This window comes from Pacificibacter sp. (assembly GCF_039769035.1).
Taxonomy (GTDB): domain Bacteria; phylum Pseudomonadota; class Alphaproteobacteria; order Rhodobacterales; family Rhodobacteraceae; genus Celeribacter.
Map to the genome: position 1 here is coordinate 1 of NZ_JBDMZG010000139.1, position 19722 is coordinate 19722.

The window sequence follows — 19722 nt, forward strand, 5'->3', positions numbered from 1 at the left end:
TAATCGCAGCTGTCAACGTTGTCTTACCGTGGTCAACGTGGCCGATTGTGCCGATGTTACAGTGCGGTTTATTACGCTCGAACTTTTCCTTAGCCATATCTTAGGCGCCTTTATCCAAGAAGGGGCCGACATGGCCCGTATTATCATCGCGGGCTAATTATTGTTTTCGAGACATAAAATCAAGCACCAGTTGACATTTGCCTCTGGTTCGGCGCGATCTGATGCAAGAACCCCCATTCCAGCGACGAATTGCAGAATTCTGAACAGCTAAATGTCACAATTCTTGCAACTTTTAGCACAGTACGGGTCTTGAGCCGATCATCACGCGCCACGCCTCGCTTCAGCGCACAATGAGAAGCAATCGATCCAGCGTCGGCCACTTCGCGAATCACGCCAAATCTCTAAGGTTGTCGAAATCCCTAAAACGCAAAAAGGGCGCAACAGATATGCGCCCTTTTTCTCAGTCCATATTTGACTAGCCAAACTTATTGTCGCGCGGGAATCCGTGTGGTGGTTGTTTGCCAACCCCTGCCCGCTTGCCAATCCATTGAGACAGATCTTTTTCGGTGCGGGTGTTGCCGCCCCCCATGGTCCAGCTCAGCCCATCTTCCAGATTGAAGGTGGTGATATCGCTGAGACCGCCATCGAGTTCGAGCGTGCCTTGAGCCCCCCGCGCTTGACTGTACTTTTGCAAACGCACGCCTTTGCCACGCCCAAGTTCCGGCACTTCGGAAATCGGGAAGACAAGGAAGCGACGGTTTTTGGAAACCACTGCAACATGGTCACCAGCAACGCGCCGGACGCAGGCAGCGACGGCACCGTCTTTGACGTTGAGCACCTGCTTGCCCGTGCGAGTTTGCGCAATGATGTCATTTTCAGCCACGACGAACCCGTCGCCCGCGCTGGACGCAAACAACAGCTTTTCACCCGGCTTATGAACCAAAAGATCAACGATTTCAGCTTCGTTGGGCAGGTCCACGATCAGTCGCACCGGCTCGCCCATGCCGCGCCCACCTGGCAGGTTGGCCGCAGACAGCGTCAGAACGCGCCCATTCGAGCCCACAAGCAACAATCGATCCGTGGTTTCGGCATGGAAAATAAAGCGCGGCCCATCGCCGTCTTTGAATTTCAGCTCGCGGGTCAAATCAATGTGCCCTGACATGGCACGTATCCAACCCATTTCAGAACACACAACAGTGATCGGCTCGCGTTCGATCATCGCTTCAAGCGGCACGTCTTCGACCTCTTTGGCCTCAGAGAATTGCGTCAAACGATGGCCGCGCTCATAGTCTTTGCCGAAGCGCTTTTTGATGTCCTTAAGCTCTTCGGAAATCCGCACCCACTGCACATCAGCGTTCGCCAAAAGCTCCGCCAGCCCAGCGCGTTCAAGCAGCAGAGCGTCCCGTTCACGCACCAATTCCATTTCTTCCAAGCGGCGCAAGCTGCGCAAACGCATGTTCAAAATGGCTTCGGCCTGCACTTCGGACAACTCGCCCACGCCTTCAGCCGCAGGCAACGGCGACACATAGTCGGCTTCGGTCATTGCACGGGCAACGTCGCGCCCCCAAACCTCGGCCATCAAAGCCTTTTTGGGGTCGTCGTCATAGCGGATGATATCAATCACACGGTCCAGATTGAGGAACGCGATGATAAAGCCGCGCAAGACCTCCAAGCGGTGGTCGATTTTTTCCAAACGATGCTGCGAGCGGCGCAACAACACGTCTTGGCGGTGATCCAAGAAGGCGCGCAGCACTTCTTTAAGCGAACAGACTTTGGGCGTGCGCCCATCGATCAACACGTTCATGTTCATCGAGAACCGCGTTTCCAAATCGGAATTGCGGAACAGCGTGTTCATCAACATGTCTGGATCGACGTTTTTCGATTTCGGTTCCAAAATCAGGCGCACATCTTCGGTGCTTTCATCACGAACGTCACCAAGGATCGGAACCTTTTTGGTCTGGATCAACTCAGCGATTTTTTCGATCAGTTTGGACTTGGCGACTTGATACGGGATTTCGGTGACAACGATTTGCCAAAGTCCGCGTCCCAAATCTTCTACTTCCCACTTGGCGCGCAGACGGAATGATCCGCGTCCCGTGGCATAAGTTTTGGCCATGCTTTCCTTGGATTCGACGATCACACCACCGGTCGGGAAGTCTGGCCCTTTGACGTAATTCAACAGTGTTTCGTCCCGCACATCCGGCGTTTTGATCATGTGCAAGCTTGCATCAACCAATTCGACCACGTTGTGCGGTGGAATGTTCGTCGCCATACCAACCGCAATGCCGGTCGACCCGTTTGCAAGCAGGTTCGGAAAGGCTGCAGGCAGAACTTCAGGTTCGGTCAGCGTGCCATCATAGTTGGGGCGAAAATTGACGGCATCCTCGTTCAGGCCTTCAAGCAAGGCCTCAGCGGCCGCTGTCATGCGCGCTTCAGTGTAGCGCGACGCAGCAGGGTTATCGCCGTCAATGTTGCCAAAGTTCCCCTGACCATGCACGAGCGGATAGCGCACGTTAAAGTCTTGGGCCAAACGCGCCATCGCGTCATAGATCGCTGCATCACCATGCGGGTGATAGTTGCCCATCACGTCGCCAGAAATCTTAGCCGATTTACGAAAGCCCCCGTTAGAGGACAGGCGCAATTCGCGCATGGCGTACAAAATACGGCGATGCACGGGCTTTAGACCATCGCGCGCATCGGGCAATGCACGATGCATAATTGTCGAAAGCGCGTAGGTCAGATACCGCTCGCCAATGGCGTCGCGCAATCTCTCTTGGGTTTCGCCAGCGCCATTGGGCTGGCCACCATTTTCGTCTGTCAAATCACTGCTCATGTTTCAGTGATACAAGCGCCGCCCGTGGCGGGCAAGACGTGTTCCACCTGTGATCGCAACAACCGTGCTATTCGGGGCGATGGTGAGGGAAATCTAAGCCCTTTTTCCCCGCAACAACCCAAATGCAACTGTGTAGAACACCATTTCAACAAGTGTGTTTAGGGGAACGATTATGCTGCGCCTTTCAATTCTAACTCTCATTGGTCTCATGGCTTCATTCTTGACCTTTGGTGGCGAATTGTCATCGGATGAAAAGGCGGAGCTGGATGCCCTGCGCGCGCAACGCACGTCTGTCGTTACAATGATCACGGCCCCTTTCGAAGATGCCTCCAAGCGCGCGCCAACATATGTCGCAACTTTGGCGCATCTCAAGGAAGACACCGTCAAGACCCCGAATATCACAACCGCACAACTGGCTAGCTTTACCCCAGTGGCGCTTGACGCTGCGGATCAGTTCGTGGCGACCACAACTGTGGCGGACCCTGCCAAGCTTGCAGCCTTGATAAAGACGCAAGCTGACAAAAACACGCAAGACGAAGAAGTTCTTCTAAGCAAAGTCACCGCAAATCGCGTCAATGTGCGCTCTGGCCCGTCCACTTCAAATGCTGTTCTCGGGCAAGTCGTCCGCGCTGAGGTCGTGCGTGTGGTTGCACGCGCAGACAACGATTGGGTCAAAATTGTCGTCGAAGGTGACGGTATCGAAGGCTACATGTCAGCACAGTTCTTGACACCCGTCAGCTAATCCGCACTTTGCCCTTTCAAGCGCTCAGACCTATCTGAGCCGCGCCACCCTCTTCGCGGGTGTAGAAAAAGGGTACTCAATGCGCACTATTCTTATTACCGGCTGCTCCTCTGGCATTGGCTACCACGCGGCGCATACGCTCAAAGCGCAAGGATGGCGTGTCTTGGCGACATGCCGCAAGCCCGAAGACTGCGCGCGACTACAAGACGAAGGCCTTGAGAGTTTTGTTCTCGATTATGAGGACCCGAAATCCATCGAAGCCGCGTTCACACAAGCCATGACGCTGACCGGCGGCACGCTTGATGCGCTCTACAATAACGGCGCCAACACTATTCCCGCAGCAGTCGAAGACCTTCCCGTAGATGCGCTGCGCCAAAACTTTGAAGCTAATTTCTTTGGCTGGCACGACCTAACCCGCCGCGTCATTCCGGTTATGCGCGCTCAAGGTCATGGCCATATCATTCAATGCAGTTCAGTTCTGGGCCTCGTCGCGATCCCTTGGCGCGGCGCGTATATTTCTTCGAAATTTGCACTGGAAGGCCTGACAGATACGTTGCGTCTTGAGATGCGTGGCACCGGCATTCATATCGTCAGCATTGAACCCGGTCCGATCACCAGCGATTTTCGCCTCAATGCGCGCAAAGCATTCGACACTTGGATTGATTGGAAAGCGTCTGCGCGCGCCGAAGAATACCGCACAAAATTGGTGCCGCGCCTTTATGATGCTCACAAGAAACCGGATCGGTTTGAACGTGGGCCTGAGGCAGTCACGGATGTGCTTATCAAAGCGCTCAACTCAGATCGCCCGCGCGCGCATTACTATGTCACTATACCCACGTGGATCGCAGCAATCGCGCGCCGCCTGTTGCCAACCGCAGTTCTGGACGCCTTTTCAGCCAAAGCCTAAGTCGTTCAACGCGGCATTCGTGATGTGACAGATTGTCGAGCAAATGACTTAGGATGTTTGGTTTTCCCCAAAGACACGCTATGTGGATTGTTACGCGTTTAAGCAAAGGACCGTATTATGCAAAGTGATCCCCTTTTCATCATCGTGATTGTCGGCTGTGTGGTCGTGTCGCTTATCCTCGCCCGAGGCATCAGCTTTATGGGGCGCGGAGGCCCTGATGGCGCGAAAAAGTCCAACAAAATGATGCAGTACCGCATTCTGGCGCAGCTTGTTGTCGTTATCATTGTGGTCGCCTTCGTCGCATTGCGCAAATAAGGGGCTGAATCATGGTTGTTCTCAACAAAATTTACACCCGCACCGGCGACAAAGGCGAAACCGCACTTGGGGATGGCAGCCGTGTTGCAAAATTCGCCACACGCGTAGACGCCTATGGAACGGTCGACGAACTGAACTCCACCGTCGGAATGGCACGCTTGCATGCTTCAGACGATATGGACTTGGCACTCGCGCGCATACAGAATGATCTGTTCGACCTAGGCGCCGATTTGTGCCGCCCACATATGGAAAAAGACAGCGAAGCGGAATACGCCCCATTGCGTGTTATCGACAGTCAAGTGACCCGAATCGAAACGGAAATTGACGCGATGAATGCGAGTCTCCAATCGCTTCGTTCGTTTGTTTTGCCAGGAGGCACCCCACTGGCGGCACATTTGCACCTGTGTCGCACCGTCGCACGTCGGGCAGAACGCCTTACAGTTGACCTGTCCACTTCGGAAGACGTTAACATGGCAACTGTTATGTACCTAAACCGTTTATCTGATTGGTTTTTTGTGGCCTCTCGTGTGGCCAATAATAACGGCGAAAATGACGTACTTTGGGTGCCTGGAGCCAACCGATAACTCCCAAGAAACGGTACGTTGCTTCAGCAAAAACGTCGCGTTTTGGGGTGTTTCTTTATGTAAAGACACGTCATAAACTGCCTCAGATAGTTTTTGACACTGCACACAAGCGTGCAGTTTTAATCTAAGGGAGTAGACGCATGAAGGTGATTGTACCTGTTAAGCGCGTGATTGATTACAATGTTAAGGTCAAAGTTAAATCCGACGGCACTGGCGTCGATCTTGCCAACGTAAAAATGTCGATGAATCCATTCGATGAGATCGCTGTTGAAGAAGCGATCCGTCTGAAAGAAGCAGGCGTCGCCACTGAGGTTGTGGTCGTGTCTATCGGTGAGAAAAAATCCACTGATACCCTGCGCTCGGCCATGGCTATGGGTGCGGATCGCGCGATCTTGATTACCACTGATCAAGGCGTCGACATTGAACCATTGGCAGTCGCAAAGCTGCTGAAAGCCGTCATTGACGAAGAAGCTCCTGAATTGGTTATTGCTGGCAAACAAGCCATCGACAACGACATGAACGCGACAGGTCAGATGCTTGCAGCTCTCTTGGGCTGGGGCCAAGCGACCTTTGCCTCTGCCGTCAAAATCGAAGACGGCGCGGCTGTTGTCACACGCGAAGTGGACGGCGGTTTGCAGACAATTTCTGTTAAACTTCCAGCGATCGTTACAGCCGACCTGCGCTTGAATGAACCGCGCTACGCATCTTTGCCAAACATCATGAAAGCCAAGAAAAAGCCGTTGGATGAAAAATCCGCCGACGATCTTGGTGTCGACATCACACCACGCCACACCATCGTCACCACGGAAGAGCCCGCTGGGCGCGAAGCTGGCATTATCGTTGGCTCTGTGGATGAATTGGTTGCGAAACTCAAAGAAGGAGGCCTTGTCTAATGGCTGTACTTTGTCTTGCAGAAATTGTGGGCGGCGCGTTGGCGCTGGACGCAACATCGAAAGCTGTCACTGCCTCTGGTCAAATTGGTGATGTGACTTTGCTGGTTTGCGGCCCTGCAGCCGCAGCAGAAGAAGCCGCAAAGATCGCGGGTGTTTCCAAAGTGTTACACGCTGATGACGCTGCATACGCAAATGCTTTGGCTGAAAACGTCGCCGCATTGATTGTTAGCCTTGCGGGCGACTTTAGCCACATCACGGCACCATCCACTTCAATCGCAAAAAACGTCCTGCCACGCGCGGCGGCACTTTTGGACGTGATGGTTTTGTCTGACGTGATCGAAATTGTCGACGCTGACACGTTCAAGCGCCCAGTCTATGCAGGCAACGCGGTTCAAACTGTGAAGACGTCTGATGCGATCAAAGTGATCACATTCCGCACATCTACATTTGATCTGGCTGCCGACGGTGGCGCTGCTGCTGTAGAAGCGGCTTCTGGTGCTGGCGATGCGGGCCTTTCTGCGCATGTGAGCGACGAGGTCGCTGAAAGCGATCGCCCAGAATTGACATCAGCCGGTGTGGTTGTGTCTGGTGGTCGTGGCGTTGGTTCTGAGGATGATTTCGCATTGATCGAAACACTTGCTGACAAGCTTGGTGGTGCGGTTGGCGCATCTCGTGCAGCGGTCGATAGCGGTTTTGCTGCGAATGACCTTCAAGTCGGCCAAACAGGTAAAGTTGTTGCACCTGAGCTTTACGTCGCGGTTGGCATTTCCGGTGCGATCCAGCACCTTGCCGGCATGAAAGACAGTAAAGTTATTGTTGCGATCAACAAAGACGAAGAAGCACCGATTTTCCAAGTTGCGGACTTCGGATTGGTCGCAGATCTGTTCCAAGCTGTGCCTGAGTTGATTGAAAAGCTGTAAGGCTTTCAAACATCTAACGTATAAAACAGTGGCCCGCCAAATGGTGGGCCACTGTCATTTTAACAAGATCAATCGTTACACACTAACAAGATCAATCGTTACGCCTGCGATAATAAGGCAGCTGAAAGCGCCTTCGCAGTCTTGGCCTGAACAACAGGGCCAAGCATTTCTCGCGCCGACAGGGCCTCGAGTTCCGAAAACAGCATCTGGTCATAGCCTTGATCAATATCGTCCTGACACGCCGTCACTTCGACAATATCTTTGACCAGAGGGCGCAGCTGTTCGAGCATATCGCGATCAACAAAAAGCGGATCACCTTCGGTACGCGCACTGGCCTCCACATCATCTGGGCCGTGATCTGACATCCACAAAAGTACAACATTATTTGGCAGGGTTTGGATCAAGGTTTTCATCCGCGCGACCCACGCGTTCTTGAGTTCTTGTCGCACCAGTTCGAATTTATCCGCGTCATTGGCTTCGAGTTTTTTCAGCAAGTGCCGCGTGAAGTTAAACTCGATAAAATCAACATCCGCATAAATCGTTTTCAACAAGGTCGACGCGCGTAAAAACCGGTCATTCCGGCGTGGGTGCACGGTGTACAATCGGTTTGACATGTTTTGTGCACCCAGCACCTCAAGCACCACCGTTTCGGCATTCGTGCAAATGTTCAGTGCACCCGTATCTTTTAGAAAAACGTCCACGCCTGCATTGATATAACCAAGATTGACGGCGGTTTTCCCAACGTCTTGTCCAACTCTGTCGCAATACGGCGTTTCAACAAATTTGCCGTAGGTTTCACTCCCGCCAACAAAGGCGATGTAGGGGCTCTGCAAATCCTTTTGTGGTCCACGAAAATCAATCCGCGACTCGCCATACCGGCAGGGCTGGTAGGACAGGGCGGCATCGGCTGCAGTGTGGTAGGCCATATCAATCATCCATTGAATGGTTGGTTCGTTCGAGTTTGAAACTCGCAGAAACAAGTTTCAAAAGACTAAACTCTCGGCATCATAAGATTTTGCATACTGTCTGAGGGTTTCATGTCTTGAAGCGTACGGGATGCTGGCTATGGTCAACATCAGCACAAGGAGCGCGTTGATATGAAAATTTCCAAGGTTGGCATCGTTGGAGCGGGACAAATGGGCAATGGGATCGCCCATGTTTTTGCCCTCGCGGGGTACGACGTTCTGTTGAACGACATCTCGGCAGAGGGGCTTGAAAAGGCCATCGCGACAATCGACAAAAACTTAGCCCGCCAAGTGAGTAAGGAAAAAATCAGCCAAAGTGACATGGACGCGACCATGGCGCGGATCACGACGACCTTGTCGCTGGAAGATCTGGGGCAATGCGACCTCGTGATCGAGGCGGCGACCGAGCGCGAAGATGTCAAAAACGCAATTTTTGAACAGCTCCAGCCGCACCTGAAACCAACGACAATTTTGACATCAAATACATCGTCTATTTCAATTACACGCTTGGCCTCACGCACGGATCGACCAGAAAAGTTCATGGGGTTTCATTTCATGAACCCCGTGCCCGTGATGAAGCTGGTGGAGCTGATCCGCGGCATTGCAACGGATGACGAAACCTATCAAGCCATGCTTCAAGTGGTGGAAAGCCTCGGCAAAATTTCCGCCAGTGCAGAAGATTTCCCCGGTTTCATCGTCAATCGCATCTTGGTGCCGATGATCAACGAAGCTGTCTATACGCTGTATGAGGGGGTGGGTTCGGTCACCTCTATCGACCAGTCTCTCAAGCTTGGCGCGAACCAGCCAATGGGGCCGCTGGAACTGGCGGATTTCATCGGGCTCGACACCTGTCTGGCGATTATGAATGTGCTCTATGACGGGCTTGCGGACACCAAATATCGCCCTTGTCCGCTGCTTACAAAATATGTCGAAGCGGGCTGGCTTGGGCGCAAAACCAAACGCGGGTTTTATGACTACAGTGGTGAGACCCCTGTTCCGACACGCTAAGACGATAACGATCAGTCTGTGCGGCCACCCAAAGCAAGCGTGTGGCTGCGCAGCCAATCCATGAACCCACCAGGTTTGGATTTCCACTCCCCGAAGTCATCAGGCGACAAAGGGTCACCGATCACGGGCGATTGGGATTTGTTGAGAGCGTGAACAATCTCATGCAGCAATAGTCCCTGACGGATCGTCGCGGACACTTTATCTGCAATTTGGTACAGGCGCGTATTGCGGCCAGGGAAGTAGATCGGCACGACCTGTGCGCCTGATTTCAATACCATCTTCGCTGTAAACGGGTTCCATGGTTTTTCTTTAACTGGCCCAAACCAAGTCTCAGATGTCGACACCGCGCCCGCTGGAAACAAAATAATCACGCCACCGGCCTTGAGATGATCCATCGCCTCATTGCGCATTAAAATTGATTTACGGTGGCTATCTTTCTCGTGCGGGAACGGAACCGGCAACATAAAGGGATCAATTTCTTGAATCCCAGTCAAAAGGGAGCGCGTGAGGATCTTGTAGTCTGTGCGCACTTTGCCGATGAGCTCCGCCATCACCAAACCATCGACCAAACCGTGCGGGTGGTTTGCCACAACAACAACCGGCCCTGTCTTTGGGATTTTGGCGACTTGTTCGGAGGGGGTTTTAACTTCGATCCCCATCACTTCCAGCGCTTGGGTGAAAAACGGCTGACCATTAGGCGCACCCATTTTTTCGAACCGCCGAATACGGCGCAGCAACGGTAATTTTCCTGTCAGCCACTCAACTGTACGAATAATGACGACTTTAGAGGGATCCGAAAACGTTCCAGCATAAGACAACCGACGTGCATCATAGCGCTCGAAATCAGGGTCCCCAGCTTTGGGTGGTGTGATCGCCTGATTGTCTTGTTCCATACTGTCCTCATTCGGCCATAGCGCGAGGCTTACATCCCCTCGCCAAACCGGTCTTTGATTAAAGCTTCAAGCGCATCGGCCAGTGCCACAGCATCTGTACCTTTGGTTGTCACCTCAATAGATGTTCCTTTGGAAGCTGCCAACATCAAAAGCCCCATGATACTGTCACCGCCAGCGTCCAAGCCATCTTTCTCAACAATTGCCGTAGCGTCATAGTTTTCGACCAGCTCGGCGAACTTGGCAGATGCACGAGCGTGCAATCCTTTGACGTTCAAAATTTCATGTGTTCGCACGTCAGATGACATGTCTCACTCCCTAAATTTATTTGCCAGAGGCCTCAAAGCTATCAATGTACTTTCGGCCAGCGGACAGAGCGGATTGCACCGCGTCCGCAACAGTTTTGTGGCGCGACTTGGCAAGCTTGATCAGCATAGGCAAGTTGGCACCGTAAATAATTTTTCGATTGTCGGGATTGCATGCCAAGAGCGACAAGTTCGACGGGCTTCCGCCAAACATGTCAGTCACCACGACCACGCCATCCCCTTCGTCAACGATGTCCGCTGCCGCGCAAATTTCGGATTGCTTCGCCTGACGGTCATGGTCGGGTTCGATTGAAATAGCTTTCATGCTAGCCTGCGGGCCAACAACATGCTCAATCGCGGCGAGATACTCTTTCGCCAGTCCACCATGTGCTACAATGACAATTCCGATCAAGCCTTCGTCCTCGACACGTTCTGCGGCACACCAATTTGTCGCCGCTCCAACTCCCTGTGCCTTATTGACACTTGCCAATCATGTTTCGCAAGAGCCTTTGACAGGTTTTCCACCAAAGCAACCGATCTATGTTGCCCTCCGGTACACCCAAAAGCGATCGACAGGTGCCGCTTCCCTTCTTCTAGATAGGCAGGCAACAGCAAAAGTGTAAGTTCTAGCACCTTATTGAAAAACGCATCATAGCGTTCGTCGGTCATAACATGGCTTTGCACCGCCTCGTCTTGACCATTGAGATCGCGCAAGGACACCTCCCAATACGGGTTTTTCAAAAATCGCACATCGAACACCATATCAAGCCCGCGCGGCATTCCACGTTTGTACGAAAACGAATGCACGGACACAGCCATTGGCGCATGTTTCCCGATTGAAAACCACCGTTCGATTTCGTCCCGCAGCTCGTGCGGGCTCATAACCGAGGTGTCGATCAAGATGTCCGCGCGCGCACGAATTGGAACAAGTAAATCTTGCTCGCGCGCGATTCCAGCTTGGGCTGTTTCTGCGGGCGCAAGCGGGTGCCGGCGACGAGTCTCGGAATAACGCCGCGAGAGCACTTCGTCGGTACAATCAAGGTACAGAACCGTCGCCTCGAACTGCTCGTTTGACCCAATTGAATCCACAAGCTCGATCAGGCCCGAAACAGAAAAGTCACGATTTCGAACGTCCAAACCCAGCACGAGCGGACGACCAGACGACGAGGCATCCAACAACTTTGGAATAATCGACAAGGGAATATTGTCGATGACCTCATAGTCAAGATCTTCCAACACGTTGATCGCAGTGGAACGCCCCGCTCCAGAGGGGCCCGTCACCAAGACAACCAGCCTCTGATCTTTCGTTTGCAAAGTATCATCTCGGTCCATAACGAATTCTACGCGTAGCGCCCCTCTTTTAAAAGCTGAACCAAAGCCGCAGCAAAGTATGGTGCATCGACCCGATAGTGTACTGGAATGTCGTGTCCAAGAAGTTTGCGCGTGCGCATTGGGGGCAGGCGCTCATCTTCTTGCTTATCTAGGTCTACAACCGCTTGAATTGTACATTCTTCCATCGCCATCGCATTCAGCAAACCGACCCCACGCGCCTCGATCAAATGTTGAATATTGTCTGGAGCGCGCGCGACAAGCCCGCCACCATTTTCTGATTGAGTTAGCTGGGTTCGGTCATCAGCGACCAAACATGCACCAAGTGACATCATCATCAACGCCAGCGACGACTTTCCGCTTCCAGAGGCACCGACAATCAGTACGCCGTTTTGCGGTCGCATCGCGACACAACTGGCGTGAATGATCGTAGGTTTAAAGTCGGAGCGCGCCACGACAACCTCCAGTGCTGTCAAAACAATATCGTGCACATTTTCAGTTGCACCATAATCCTGTATCTACTGCTTTTGTCACACAGGCAAGCCCACCACAAATCGCGCCCCCAAAGGGTCAGATGTGATATCGGTCTCGTGCGGACAGATATTTTCTGCCCAAATAACACCACCGTGCGCTTCGACAATCTGTTTGGAAATTGCCAAACCAAGCCCTGAATTATTGCCAAACTGCCCTTCTGGGCGCTCAGAATAAAACCGCTCAAAGACTTTTGAGAGCGCGCCTTCAGGAATGCCACGCCCAGTGTCCTCAACAACGATCAAAACCCGACCGCCGCGCTTGCGGGCCCAGATCTTAACGGCATCGCCTTCGTCACAAAAAGACGTCGCATTGGCAATCAAGTTCACAAACACTTGCGCCAAACGCGCCTCAAGACCATTCAAAAACACTGGCCTTCTTGGCAGATCCACAATGAACTCGATACCTTGCTCTTTCGCGCCTTGGGACATGTATTCGGCGAGGTTTCCTAGCGTTTTGACGAGATCAAACTGTTCTTCGTCTTCTTTCACCAACTCGCTATCCAAACGCGAGGCATTTGAAATGTCTGAAACAAGTCGGTCCATGCGCCTGACATCATGATCGAGCACATCAAACAACTTTTGGCGATGCTCCTCCTTTTTCACGATGCGCAACGACCCGACCGCAGAGCGTAAGCTGGCCAACGGGTTTTTAAGTTCATGTGCAACGTCCGATGCGAATTGTTCGTTTGCGTCTATACGATCATGTAGCGCAGACACCATGTCCCGCATTGCCGTAGACAATCGACCAATTTCGTCGGAGTGCCCACTTAAGTCTGGAATGTGCACGCGCTCAGGTGACGCTGAGCGATTTTTTGCGTCTCGTCTCATGTCAGCCGCAGCGGCGAGATCCGCCAATGGGCTGGCAATTGTTGAGGCAAGGACAAGGCTTAAAACAATCGAGACGAGCGCGGCTGCCGCGAAAATATGCAGGATTTTTTTATGCAGAGTGCCGACAAAACTATCGACGTCGTTTTGATTGGACAACACCCCAACGACACCGATCGTTTTCAATGACCCCGCGACGTCAATGCGAATTGGCGCCACAACGGACGATACCACGGAGCCGGATTGATTAGGCTCCGAGAGCGCGTAAAGCTCTCCGTTCAAGCCACGTTGAACGAGAGCACTGGCAATAGAGTCCCCCGATGACATAATAGGGCCTTCATCACGCTGCTGCCCAAACCATCTTAGATCTCGTAGCCACTCGAACACACCCCAAAACATTGGGGTTTCATGATTTGAACTCGTCCCACTTATTTTCGTGAAAACCTCTTTGTTTACGCCTGAAGTTGAGGAAATCAATTTTCCACGCGCATTGTAGATAAAGACACTTTCTCTCGAAGGAATTGCGAAGTTTACGAGCACATCCGCGCCACTGCCGTCGGGGCTGAGCGCCGCCAAAGCGCCGTCTTGTTCTGCAGCCAATTGAAATCTGTCAGCGATTAATGTTGCTTCAGTAATCATCGCCATTTCGCGCTGCTGAACGAAGCTGTCGCGTGCCGAGGTGAGGTAAATAATGCCTAGCCCCATCAAAAGAACTGTGACCAAGTTTAGAACCACAATTCTAAATGCGAGCGGAGATCGATTTATGTCAAAAGTAGTCGGCAGCGCGCGCTTACTCGGTGTCGCGTTGGAAGCTGTGTGGGGCACGGCAACAGCATTTGATTCACTTAGATTCTCAAGCAGCATACTGGGTCGCCGATCGCCTGAATTGGCTAAAACACCTACACTTCATTGTATCTATAGCCGATGCCATACAGCGTCTCGATTGCTGAAAACTCGGCGTCTGCCATGCGCATTTTTTTGCGCAGTCGCTTGATGTGACTGTCGATCGTGCGATCATCTACATAGACTTGATCGTCGTACGCCACATCCATGAGCTGATCCCGAGATTTCACGAATCCAGGGCGCTCTGCCAAGGCTTGAAGCAACAAGAATTCAGTCACGGTTAAGGAAACGTCGGCCCCACGCCAAGTCACTGCGTGGCGCTGTGGGTCCATAGATAAATCACCACAGGTCAGTACCGTTGCATCGCCTGTCTCCACAATTTTGGCACCAGATAGCGCCTCTTTTCTCCGAAGCAGAACGCGAATGCGTTCGATCAATAGCCGTTGGGAAAAAGGCTTTTTGATGTAGTCATCGGCCCCGAGGCGTAGACCTAAAATTTCGTCTATTTCATCATCTTTCGAGGTTAAAAAGATGACTGGCATCTTTGACTTCTGGCGCACGCGTTGCAGGAGATCCATTCCGTTCATACGGGGCATTTTCACGTCAAAAACAGCCATATCAGGCAATCGAATATTGAAGGCATCCAGCGCGGATTGGCCATCGTTATACGTTTCAACTTCGAAGCCCTCCGCCTCAAGAGTGATCGAGACTGAAGCCAAAATATTTCTGTCGTCATCCACCAATGCGATCCGCGACATGTGTGTGTTCCTTTAAATGCTCATCGGTCTGTTTATCTTGCGCCCTTCGGCTTTGACCGAAGCTGACGCGTCCGATACGAATCGCTTGATCCGCAGTAATTTGAGTAAAGTCCAAAACACTCAATGAATGACTAATGCGATTCATTTGACCAAATTTCGCTTCTGAAAATTGAAGGCGCGCTAAGGGCACAGGATGCGTTTGCGCTAACATCTCGATGATCGCGCTAACTGTTTGCGCTAAAACAACAATGGTTGCGCTAACTGTGCCCTCGCGTCCTGTTTACGGCTCGCTCATGCATGTTATAGGCTCACCTATCGGCCCCGATCCGGTGGCTGACCGCGAAGGCCCATTCGCGAATACTGACCTCATAGAGACGTCGCTGATCAGCGACGGGGGAGCTTGCAAGATGACAACTGGACGCGTGAACCCAGATTTCACACTGGACACTCAAGGCATCAACGGACTTGGAAACGTCTATTACAACCTGCTTGAGCCAGCCCTTGTCGAAGAGGCACTCAAGCGCGGCGAAGGTTCACTTGGCCAAGGTGGTGCGCTGCTTGTGACAACTGGAAAACACACTGGTCGGTCACCAAAAGATAAGTTTGTTGTCCGCACCAAAGATGTTGAAGACACGATTTGGTGGGAAAACAACACACCGATGGCGCCAGAGGCGTTTGACGTTTTGTACGCCGACATGCTGGAGCACATGAAGGGCAAGGATTACTTTGTTCAGGATCTCTTTGGTGGCGCCGACCCTGCACACCGTTTGGATGTGCGCGTTGTAACCGAGCTTGCTTGGCATTCCCAATTCATCCGCACAATGTTGCGTCGCCCTGCGTTGACAGAGCTTGACGGCTTTGTTGCAGACTTCACCATCATCAACTGTCCAACGTTTAAAGCCGACGCTGAAAAGCATGGGTGTCGTTCTGAGACTGTCATCGCGATGAACTTTGAGAAAAAAATCATCTTGATTGGTGGCACTGAGTACGCTGGTGAGAACAAGAAATCAGTCTTCACACTGCTCAACTACATTTTGCCTGGCAAAGGCGTCATGGCGATGCACTGTTCTGCAAACCACGCGCCAAACAATCCTGTCGACACGGCGATCTTCTTTGGTCTGTCTGGCACAGGCAAAACGACTTTGTCTGCTGATCCATCCCGTATCTTGATTGGCGATGACGAACACGGCTGGTCCGAGCGCGGTACGTTCAACTTTGAAGGTGGCTGCTACGCCAAGACCATCAACTTGTCCGCTGAAGCAGAGCCAGAAATCTTCGCCACAACGTCTAAGTTCGGCACAGTGATCGAAAACATGGTGTTCAACGAGCACACCAAAGAATTGGATTTCGAAGACAACTCTTTGACGGACAACATGCGTTGCGCCTACCCGTTGGACTACATTTCCAACGCGTCTGAGACAGCTCTTGGTGGTCACCCAAAAAACATCATCTTGCTCACATGTGACGCGTTTGGTGTTTTGCCTCCAATCGCGCGTTTGACACCGGCGCAAGCGATGTACCACTTCTTGTCTGGCTTCACGTCCAAAACACCGGGCACAGAAGTTGGCGTTGTTGAGCCTATTCCGACGTTCTCAACCTGTTTTGGCGCGCCATTCATGCCGCGTCGTCCAGAAGCTTACGGCAACCTGTTGCGTGACAAGATCGCAAAACACGGCGCCACATGCTGGTTGGTCAACACAGGCTGGACTGGCGGCGCTTACGGCACTGGCTCACGCATGCCAATCAAAGCAACACGCAACTTGTTGACAGCGGCTTTGGACGGATCTTTGGCTGAGGTTGAATTCCGCAAGGACGAGAACTTTGGCTTTGATGTGCCAGTGGCTGTTGCAGGTGTTGCTGACATCTTGCTCGACCCACGTCGCACGTGGAACGACAAAGACGCCTATGATGCGCAGGCTGAAAAGCTTGTCTCAATGTTCTCTGACAACTTTGAACAATACGTCGACTACATCGACGAAGACGTTAAAGCCGCAGCAATCGGCTAAACTCCGTCACAAATTATAGAAAAAGGCGCGCCATTTGAGCGCGCCTTTTTTGTTGCGTTTGGCTGTCCTGATTTACATCAAGCCACGACGGATCAAGTTAAGACCCGCCACGACAAGAACCAACAGCGTCAGCCGTTTGAATTTCTTCTGATCCAGACGATCCTGCAGGCGATTGCCCAAGGTCTGCCCGATCAACACTGGGATGATCATGAACAACGACAACGGTATCGTTTGCGCGTTCAACAACCCCGATTTCAAATGCGACAGCCCCAGCACCACAGCGCCTGCACCAAAGATAACGCCAGTAACGCGCACTTGATCCTTTTTGGGCGTGTCCAGCGCGGTGAGATACATCACCGTCAATGGCCCCCAGATGCCCGCCAGTCCACCAAGGAACCCAGATATCGTGCCCACGATGACATCTGTGATTTTGCGGCCACCCTCGCTTACGGAAAACGACTTGCCGGACAACAAGACGAGCGCCAACAAGGTGATCGGAAATCCGATCGTCAAAAGGATCGCATTTTGAGACATCGCAGACACCAGTTGAGCCGTGATGATCACCACAACCAACAATGTCACGATGTAGAGTTTGTACCGGCCTGCAATATTGACGGCCGCACCGATTCCCCCACCCCGCAAAGATTGCCAGACATTCGAGACCACGGTCGGCACAATCAATGCTGCAATTGCAACATCTGGGGGAAGAATCGTTGCCAAACCAGAGACCATAATCATCGGCAAAGCAAAGCCCGTTGCCCCTTTTATGAAGCCAGCGAGCAAGGTGATAGCAATCGCAAAAACAATCGCGATGGCCGAAAGGTCGTTAAAAATAAGGTCCATGAGCAGCTCTCATTGTCAAAAGATATTGCCAAACTACCGTGCTCAAGTGAAATGCACACGACATAATTCATCGCGACACTTTAGTTCTTATAATAACCTTTTTGCGAATTTTTATTGCGCTGCGGGTGCAAAGGGTCTAAAGCTATGCTCACACAGAGAGTAGGAGAGTCCCGATGGCCCTTGACGGACATGATATGCAAATGAAACCCGCAATTTTGCCTGACCTGATGGTTCTAACCACAGCGGTCATGCCAAAGATGACAGCGCTCTATGAACGCGCGCGCGCTGCGTTGCGCGCCGAGTTCCTTGTGGACGGGAAAATTTCAAGCGCCAAGATTGAGGCAAACCAGACCGCTGCCCACAGTCTTGCGTGGCTCGCAACTTACGTCGAAGCGCTGCGCCAGATGCAGGCTTGGGCCGAAAAGCTGACCGAGACAGGTACTTTTGGCGAGATGGAACAATTGATCCATCAGATCGCATTTGGCGAGTACATCAGCCAAATTTACGGTGGCATTCCGATGAACCAAGGCGAAATGGCGCGTCTGTGTGATCTTGGTCTTGGGTTGGTGCAGCCAAGCCATCCAGAAGCCTCAAAACTGATGCTCGAAGGCAATACCGTTGAAGCACGCACCCGACTTGTTGAACTGATGCAAGACAACGCAGGCCATGCCACCTTCGGCAAAACAGGCCTCGACGATGATTTGGAAATGATCCGCGAACAGTTCCGCCGCTTCTCAGATGACCGCGTTGTGCCGCATGCGCATGACTGGCATCTCAACGACGAATTGATCCCGATGGAGATCATCGAAGAACTGGCTGAGCTCGGCGTCTTCGGTCTCACCATCCCCGAAGAATTCGGCGGGTTTGGTTTTCCAAAGGCGGCAATGGTTGTGGTGTCAGAGGAATTGTCCCGTGGCTACATTGGCGTAGGCTCTTTGGGCACACGCTCTGAAATCGCAGCTGAGCTGATCTTGTGCGGCGGAACCGAAGAGCAAAAACAAACGTGGCTTCCTAAAATTTCGTCCGCCGAAATCTTGCCAACGGCCGTGTTCACCGAACCCAACACTGGCTCTGATCTTGGGGCATTGCGCACGCGCGCGGTAAAAGACGGCGAGACCTACACAGTGACTGGCAACAAAACGTGGATTACCCACGCGGCCCGGGCGCATGTCATGACGATGCTCGCACGCACAGACCCAACCACGACAGACTACAAAGGCCTGTCGATGTTCTTGGCGGAAAAAGAGCCGATGAACGACACGTCGGATTTCCCAACAGACGGCATGTCTGGCGGCGAAATAGAGGTGCTCGGCTACCGTGGCATGAAAGAATACGAACTGGGGTTTGACGGCTTTAAAGTAGACGCTAACAACTTGCTTGGCGGCGTTGAAGGGCAAGGTTTCAAGCAGCTTATGCAGACCTTCGAGTCGGCACGCATCCAAACGGCAGCACGCGCCATTGGTGTGGCGCAAAACGCCTTGGAAGTTGGCATGCAATACGCCATTGATCGCAAGCAGTTCGACAAATCACTCATCGCGTTCCCACGAGTGTCTGGCAAGCTTGCTATGATGGCCGTTGAGATCATGGTTGCACGCCAACTCACGTATTTCTCAGCGGCCAAGAAAGACAGCGATCAACGTTGCGACGTCGAAGCTGGCATGGCCAAATTGCTGGGCGCACGGGTTGCATGGTCTGCAGCCGACAACGCGTTGCAAATTCACGGGGGCAACGGTTTTGCGATGGAATACCAGATCAGCCGCATCCTGTGTGACGCGCGCATTCTCAATATCTTTGAGGGTGCAGGAGAAATTCAAGCGCAGGTCATCACCCGCCGCTTGTTGAGCTAACCTTCAAATCTAGGCGGCTCAAGTGCTGCTGATTTCAACAATCGATCTATAAAGCGATCACGGGCGACAGGCATTGGCTTGTCGCCCATCTCATTTGCGAACCGTGTCAAGAAGTGCCCTGTGGTTTCCAAGCCTCGCGCAATTTCGCGGTACTCAAGCGACGCCTGCCCCAGCATACATTGCGGCAAGGGCAACAACCGATCGGCCCACTCCCCTGCCCCCTTGCGGCTCACAGCACGCCCAGTCTTGGGCGATACATAAATCAGCTCATCAAGCTCACCCGTCACGGCGCAGGATGACAAATCCATGCCAAACCCAAGCTCTTCCAACAAAGACAATTCCCATTGCAGGTAGTCGAGCGGCCAATTCGGATCGA

At 52.4% G+C, this 19722-nt stretch carries 21 protein-coding genes; 9 read left to right on the forward strand and 12 right to left on the reverse strand.

Translation table 11 applies throughout. The features are described 5' to 3' along the window. Both ABF287_RS11880 and ABF287_RS11885 read right to left on the reverse strand, forming a co-directional pair. On the reverse strand, nt 1-97 hold a 97-nt coding region (locus ABF287_RS11880; protein ID WP_284223729.1), incomplete at its 3' end, for a GTP-binding protein. Nucleotides 98-475: 378 nt separating this feature from the next. After that, a complete protein-coding gene (locus ABF287_RS11885; protein WP_347185217.1) occupies nt 476-2833 on the reverse strand; it encodes a DNA topoisomerase IV subunit A in 2358 nt (785 codons plus the stop codon). A gap of 172 nt (nt 2834-3005) precedes the next feature. Here ABF287_RS11885 and ABF287_RS11890 point away from each other — a divergent pair, with 172 nt between their 5' ends. The 6 genes from ABF287_RS11890 (at nt 3006) to ABF287_RS11915 (ending at nt 7194) form a co-directional block, all read left to right on the forward strand. After that, entirely contained in the window at nt 3006-3575 is a 570-nt protein-coding gene (locus ABF287_RS11890) for an SH3 domain-containing protein (protein WP_347185218.1), read from the forward strand. 79 nt (nt 3576-3654) lie between these two features. Continuing rightward, nucleotides 3655-4482: an SDR family NAD(P)-dependent oxidoreductase gene (locus ABF287_RS11895; RefSeq protein ID WP_347185219.1), complete on the forward strand. Its 828-nt coding sequence runs from the start codon at nt 3655-3657 to the stop codon at nt 4480-4482. A 117-nt stretch (nt 4483-4599) separates the two neighbouring features. Next, nucleotides 4600-4797 carry a twin transmembrane helix small protein gene (locus ABF287_RS11900; RefSeq protein WP_347185220.1) on the forward strand — a complete coding sequence of 66 codons (198 nt, stop codon included), beginning with the start codon at nt 4600-4602 and terminating at the stop codon, nt 4795-4797. A gap of 11 nt (nt 4798-4808) precedes the next feature. Beyond that, nucleotides 4809-5381, forward strand: a complete 573-nt coding sequence (locus tag ABF287_RS11905) for a cob(I)yrinic acid a,c-diamide adenosyltransferase (protein WP_347185221.1) — start codon at nt 4809-4811, stop codon at nt 5379-5381. 140 nt (nt 5382-5521) lie between these two features. Further along, the gene (locus tag ABF287_RS11910; protein WP_347185222.1) at nt 5522-6274 is read left to right on the forward strand and encodes an electron transfer flavoprotein subunit beta/FixA family protein; all 753 of its coding nucleotides are present in this window, start codon (nt 5522-5524) and stop codon (nt 6272-6274) included. Then, a complete protein-coding gene (locus ABF287_RS11915; RefSeq protein WP_347185223.1) occupies nt 6274-7194 on the forward strand; it encodes an FAD-binding protein in 921 nt (306 codons plus the stop codon). The genes ABF287_RS11910 and ABF287_RS11915 overlap by 1 nt, the downstream gene beginning before the upstream one ends. A gap of 98 nt (nt 7195-7292) precedes the next feature. Here ABF287_RS11915 and ABF287_RS11920 read toward each other — a convergent pair whose 3' ends face one another. After that, nucleotides 7293-8120, reverse strand: coding sequence for a DUF6473 family protein (locus ABF287_RS11920; RefSeq protein WP_347185224.1), 828 nt, complete (start codon nt 8118-8120; stop codon nt 7293-7295). A 171-nt stretch (nt 8121-8291) separates the two neighbouring features. Here ABF287_RS11920 and ABF287_RS11925 point away from each other — a divergent pair, with 171 nt between their 5' ends. Continuing rightward, a complete protein-coding gene (locus ABF287_RS11925; protein ID WP_347185225.1) occupies nt 8292-9167 on the forward strand; it encodes a 3-hydroxybutyryl-CoA dehydrogenase in 876 nt (291 codons plus the stop codon). A gap of 11 nt (nt 9168-9178) precedes the next feature. Here ABF287_RS11925 and ABF287_RS11930 read toward each other — a convergent pair whose 3' ends face one another. Genes ABF287_RS11930 through ABF287_RS11960 form a run of 7 tightly spaced genes read right to left on the reverse strand, consistent with a single transcriptional unit; the run spans nt 9179 to nt 14650 of the window. After that, a complete protein-coding gene (locus tag ABF287_RS11930) occupies nt 9179-10060 on the reverse strand; it encodes a lysophospholipid acyltransferase family protein (protein ID WP_347185226.1) in 882 nt (293 codons plus the stop codon). A 29-nt stretch (nt 10061-10089) separates the two neighbouring features. Further along, nucleotides 10090-10365, reverse strand: coding sequence for an HPr family phosphocarrier protein (locus ABF287_RS11935; RefSeq protein ID WP_347185227.1), 276 nt, complete (start codon nt 10363-10365; stop codon nt 10090-10092). A 16-nt stretch (nt 10366-10381) separates the two neighbouring features. Further along, complete coding sequence (locus tag ABF287_RS11940) at nt 10382-10774, reverse strand: PTS fructose transporter subunit IIA (RefSeq protein WP_347185228.1); 393 nt, start codon at nt 10772-10774, stop codon at nt 10382-10384. Beyond that, nucleotides 10771-11694, reverse strand: a complete 924-nt coding sequence (gene rapZ, locus ABF287_RS11945; protein ID WP_347185229.1) for an RNase adapter RapZ — start codon at nt 11692-11694, stop codon at nt 10771-10773. The genes ABF287_RS11940 and rapZ overlap by 4 nt, the downstream gene beginning before the upstream one ends. Before the next feature lie 8 nt (nt 11695-11702). Continuing rightward, nucleotides 11703-12182 (reverse strand): hypothetical protein, encoded by a 480-nt coding sequence (locus tag ABF287_RS11950; RefSeq protein ID WP_347185230.1) that lies wholly within the window; start codon nt 12180-12182, stop codon nt 11703-11705. Nucleotides 12183-12221: 39 nt separating this feature from the next. Continuing rightward, nucleotides 12222-13913, reverse strand: a complete 1692-nt coding sequence (locus ABF287_RS11955; RefSeq protein ID WP_347185231.1) for an ATP-binding protein — start codon at nt 13911-13913, stop codon at nt 12222-12224. Between the two features lie 35 nt (nt 13914-13948). Continuing rightward, nucleotides 13949-14650 (reverse strand): response regulator transcription factor, encoded by a 702-nt coding sequence (locus ABF287_RS11960; protein WP_347185232.1) that lies wholly within the window; start codon nt 14648-14650, stop codon nt 13949-13951. 407 nt (nt 14651-15057) lie between these two features. Here ABF287_RS11960 and ABF287_RS11965 point away from each other — a divergent pair, with 407 nt between their 5' ends. Beyond that, nucleotides 15058-16656, forward strand: a complete 1599-nt coding sequence (locus tag ABF287_RS11965) for a phosphoenolpyruvate carboxykinase (protein WP_347185233.1) — start codon at nt 15058-15060, stop codon at nt 16654-16656. A gap of 72 nt (nt 16657-16728) precedes the next feature. Here the strand turns inward: ABF287_RS11965 and ABF287_RS11970 are convergent, their stop codons facing one another. Next, entirely contained in the window at nt 16729-17499 is a 771-nt protein-coding gene (locus ABF287_RS11970) for a sulfite exporter TauE/SafE family protein (RefSeq protein ID WP_347185234.1), read from the reverse strand. Between the two features lie 173 nt (nt 17500-17672). Here ABF287_RS11970 and ABF287_RS11975 point away from each other — a divergent pair, with 173 nt between their 5' ends. Further along, a complete protein-coding gene (locus ABF287_RS11975) occupies nt 17673-19346 on the forward strand; it encodes an acyl-CoA dehydrogenase family protein (RefSeq protein ID WP_347185235.1) in 1674 nt (557 codons plus the stop codon). Here the strand turns inward: ABF287_RS11975 and ABF287_RS11980 are convergent. After that, nucleotides 19343-19722, reverse strand: a 380-nt coding sequence (locus tag ABF287_RS11980; RefSeq protein ID WP_347185236.1) for a DNA repair protein RecO C-terminal domain-containing protein, incomplete at its 5' end; no start/stop codon positions are given. The genes ABF287_RS11975 and ABF287_RS11980 overlap by 4 nt on opposite strands.

Excerpts from the sequence above, each read along its gene's own strand:
- rapZ (WP_347185229.1), bottom strand. The coding sequence starts at position 11,694 with ATGGACCGAGATGATACTTTGCAAACGAAAGATCAGAGGCTGGTTGTC.
- ABF287_RS11885 (WP_347185217.1), bottom strand. The coding sequence starts at position 2,833 with ATGAGCAGTGATTTGACAGACGAAAATGGTGGCCAGCCCAATGGCGCT.
- ABF287_RS11925 (WP_347185225.1), top strand. The coding sequence starts at position 8,292 with ATGAAAATTTCCAAGGTTGGCATCGTTGGAGCGGGACAAATGGGCAAT.
- ABF287_RS11890 (WP_347185218.1), top strand. The coding sequence starts at position 3,006 with ATGCTGCGCCTTTCAATTCTAACTCTCATTGGTCTCATGGCTTCATTC.
- ABF287_RS11920 (WP_347185224.1), bottom strand. The coding sequence starts at position 8,120 with ATGGCCTACCACACTGCAGCCGATGCCGCCCTGTCCTACCAGCCCTGC.
- ABF287_RS11930 (WP_347185226.1), bottom strand. The coding sequence starts at position 10,060 with ATGGAACAAGACAATCAGGCGATCACACCACCCAAAGCTGGGGACCCT.
- ABF287_RS11915 (WP_347185223.1), top strand. The coding sequence starts at position 6,274 with ATGGCTGTACTTTGTCTTGCAGAAATTGTGGGCGGCGCGTTGGCGCTG.
- ABF287_RS11960 (WP_347185232.1), bottom strand. The coding sequence starts at position 14,650 with ATGTCGCGGATCGCATTGGTGGATGACGACAGAAATATTTTGGCTTCA.
- ABF287_RS11910 (WP_347185222.1), top strand. The coding sequence starts at position 5,522 with ATGAAGGTGATTGTACCTGTTAAGCGCGTGATTGATTACAATGTTAAG.
- ABF287_RS11905 (WP_347185221.1), top strand. The coding sequence starts at position 4,809 with ATGGTTGTTCTCAACAAAATTTACACCCGCACCGGCGACAAAGGCGAA.
- ABF287_RS11975 (WP_347185235.1), top strand. The coding sequence starts at position 17,673 with ATGGCCCTTGACGGACATGATATGCAAATGAAACCCGCAATTTTGCCT.
- ABF287_RS11935 (WP_347185227.1), bottom strand. The coding sequence starts at position 10,365 with ATGTCATCTGACGTGCGAACACATGAAATTTTGAACGTCAAAGGATTG.
- ABF287_RS11970 (WP_347185234.1), bottom strand. The coding sequence starts at position 17,499 with ATGGACCTTATTTTTAACGACCTTTCGGCCATCGCGATTGTTTTTGCG.
- ABF287_RS11965 (WP_347185233.1), top strand. The coding sequence starts at position 15,058 with ATGACAACTGGACGCGTGAACCCAGATTTCACACTGGACACTCAAGGC.
- ABF287_RS11895 (WP_347185219.1), top strand. The coding sequence starts at position 3,655 with ATGCGCACTATTCTTATTACCGGCTGCTCCTCTGGCATTGGCTACCAC.
- ABF287_RS11900 (WP_347185220.1), top strand. The coding sequence starts at position 4,600 with ATGCAAAGTGATCCCCTTTTCATCATCGTGATTGTCGGCTGTGTGGTC.
- ABF287_RS11955 (WP_347185231.1), bottom strand. The coding sequence starts at position 13,913 with ATGCTGCTTGAGAATCTAAGTGAATCAAATGCTGTTGCCGTGCCCCAC.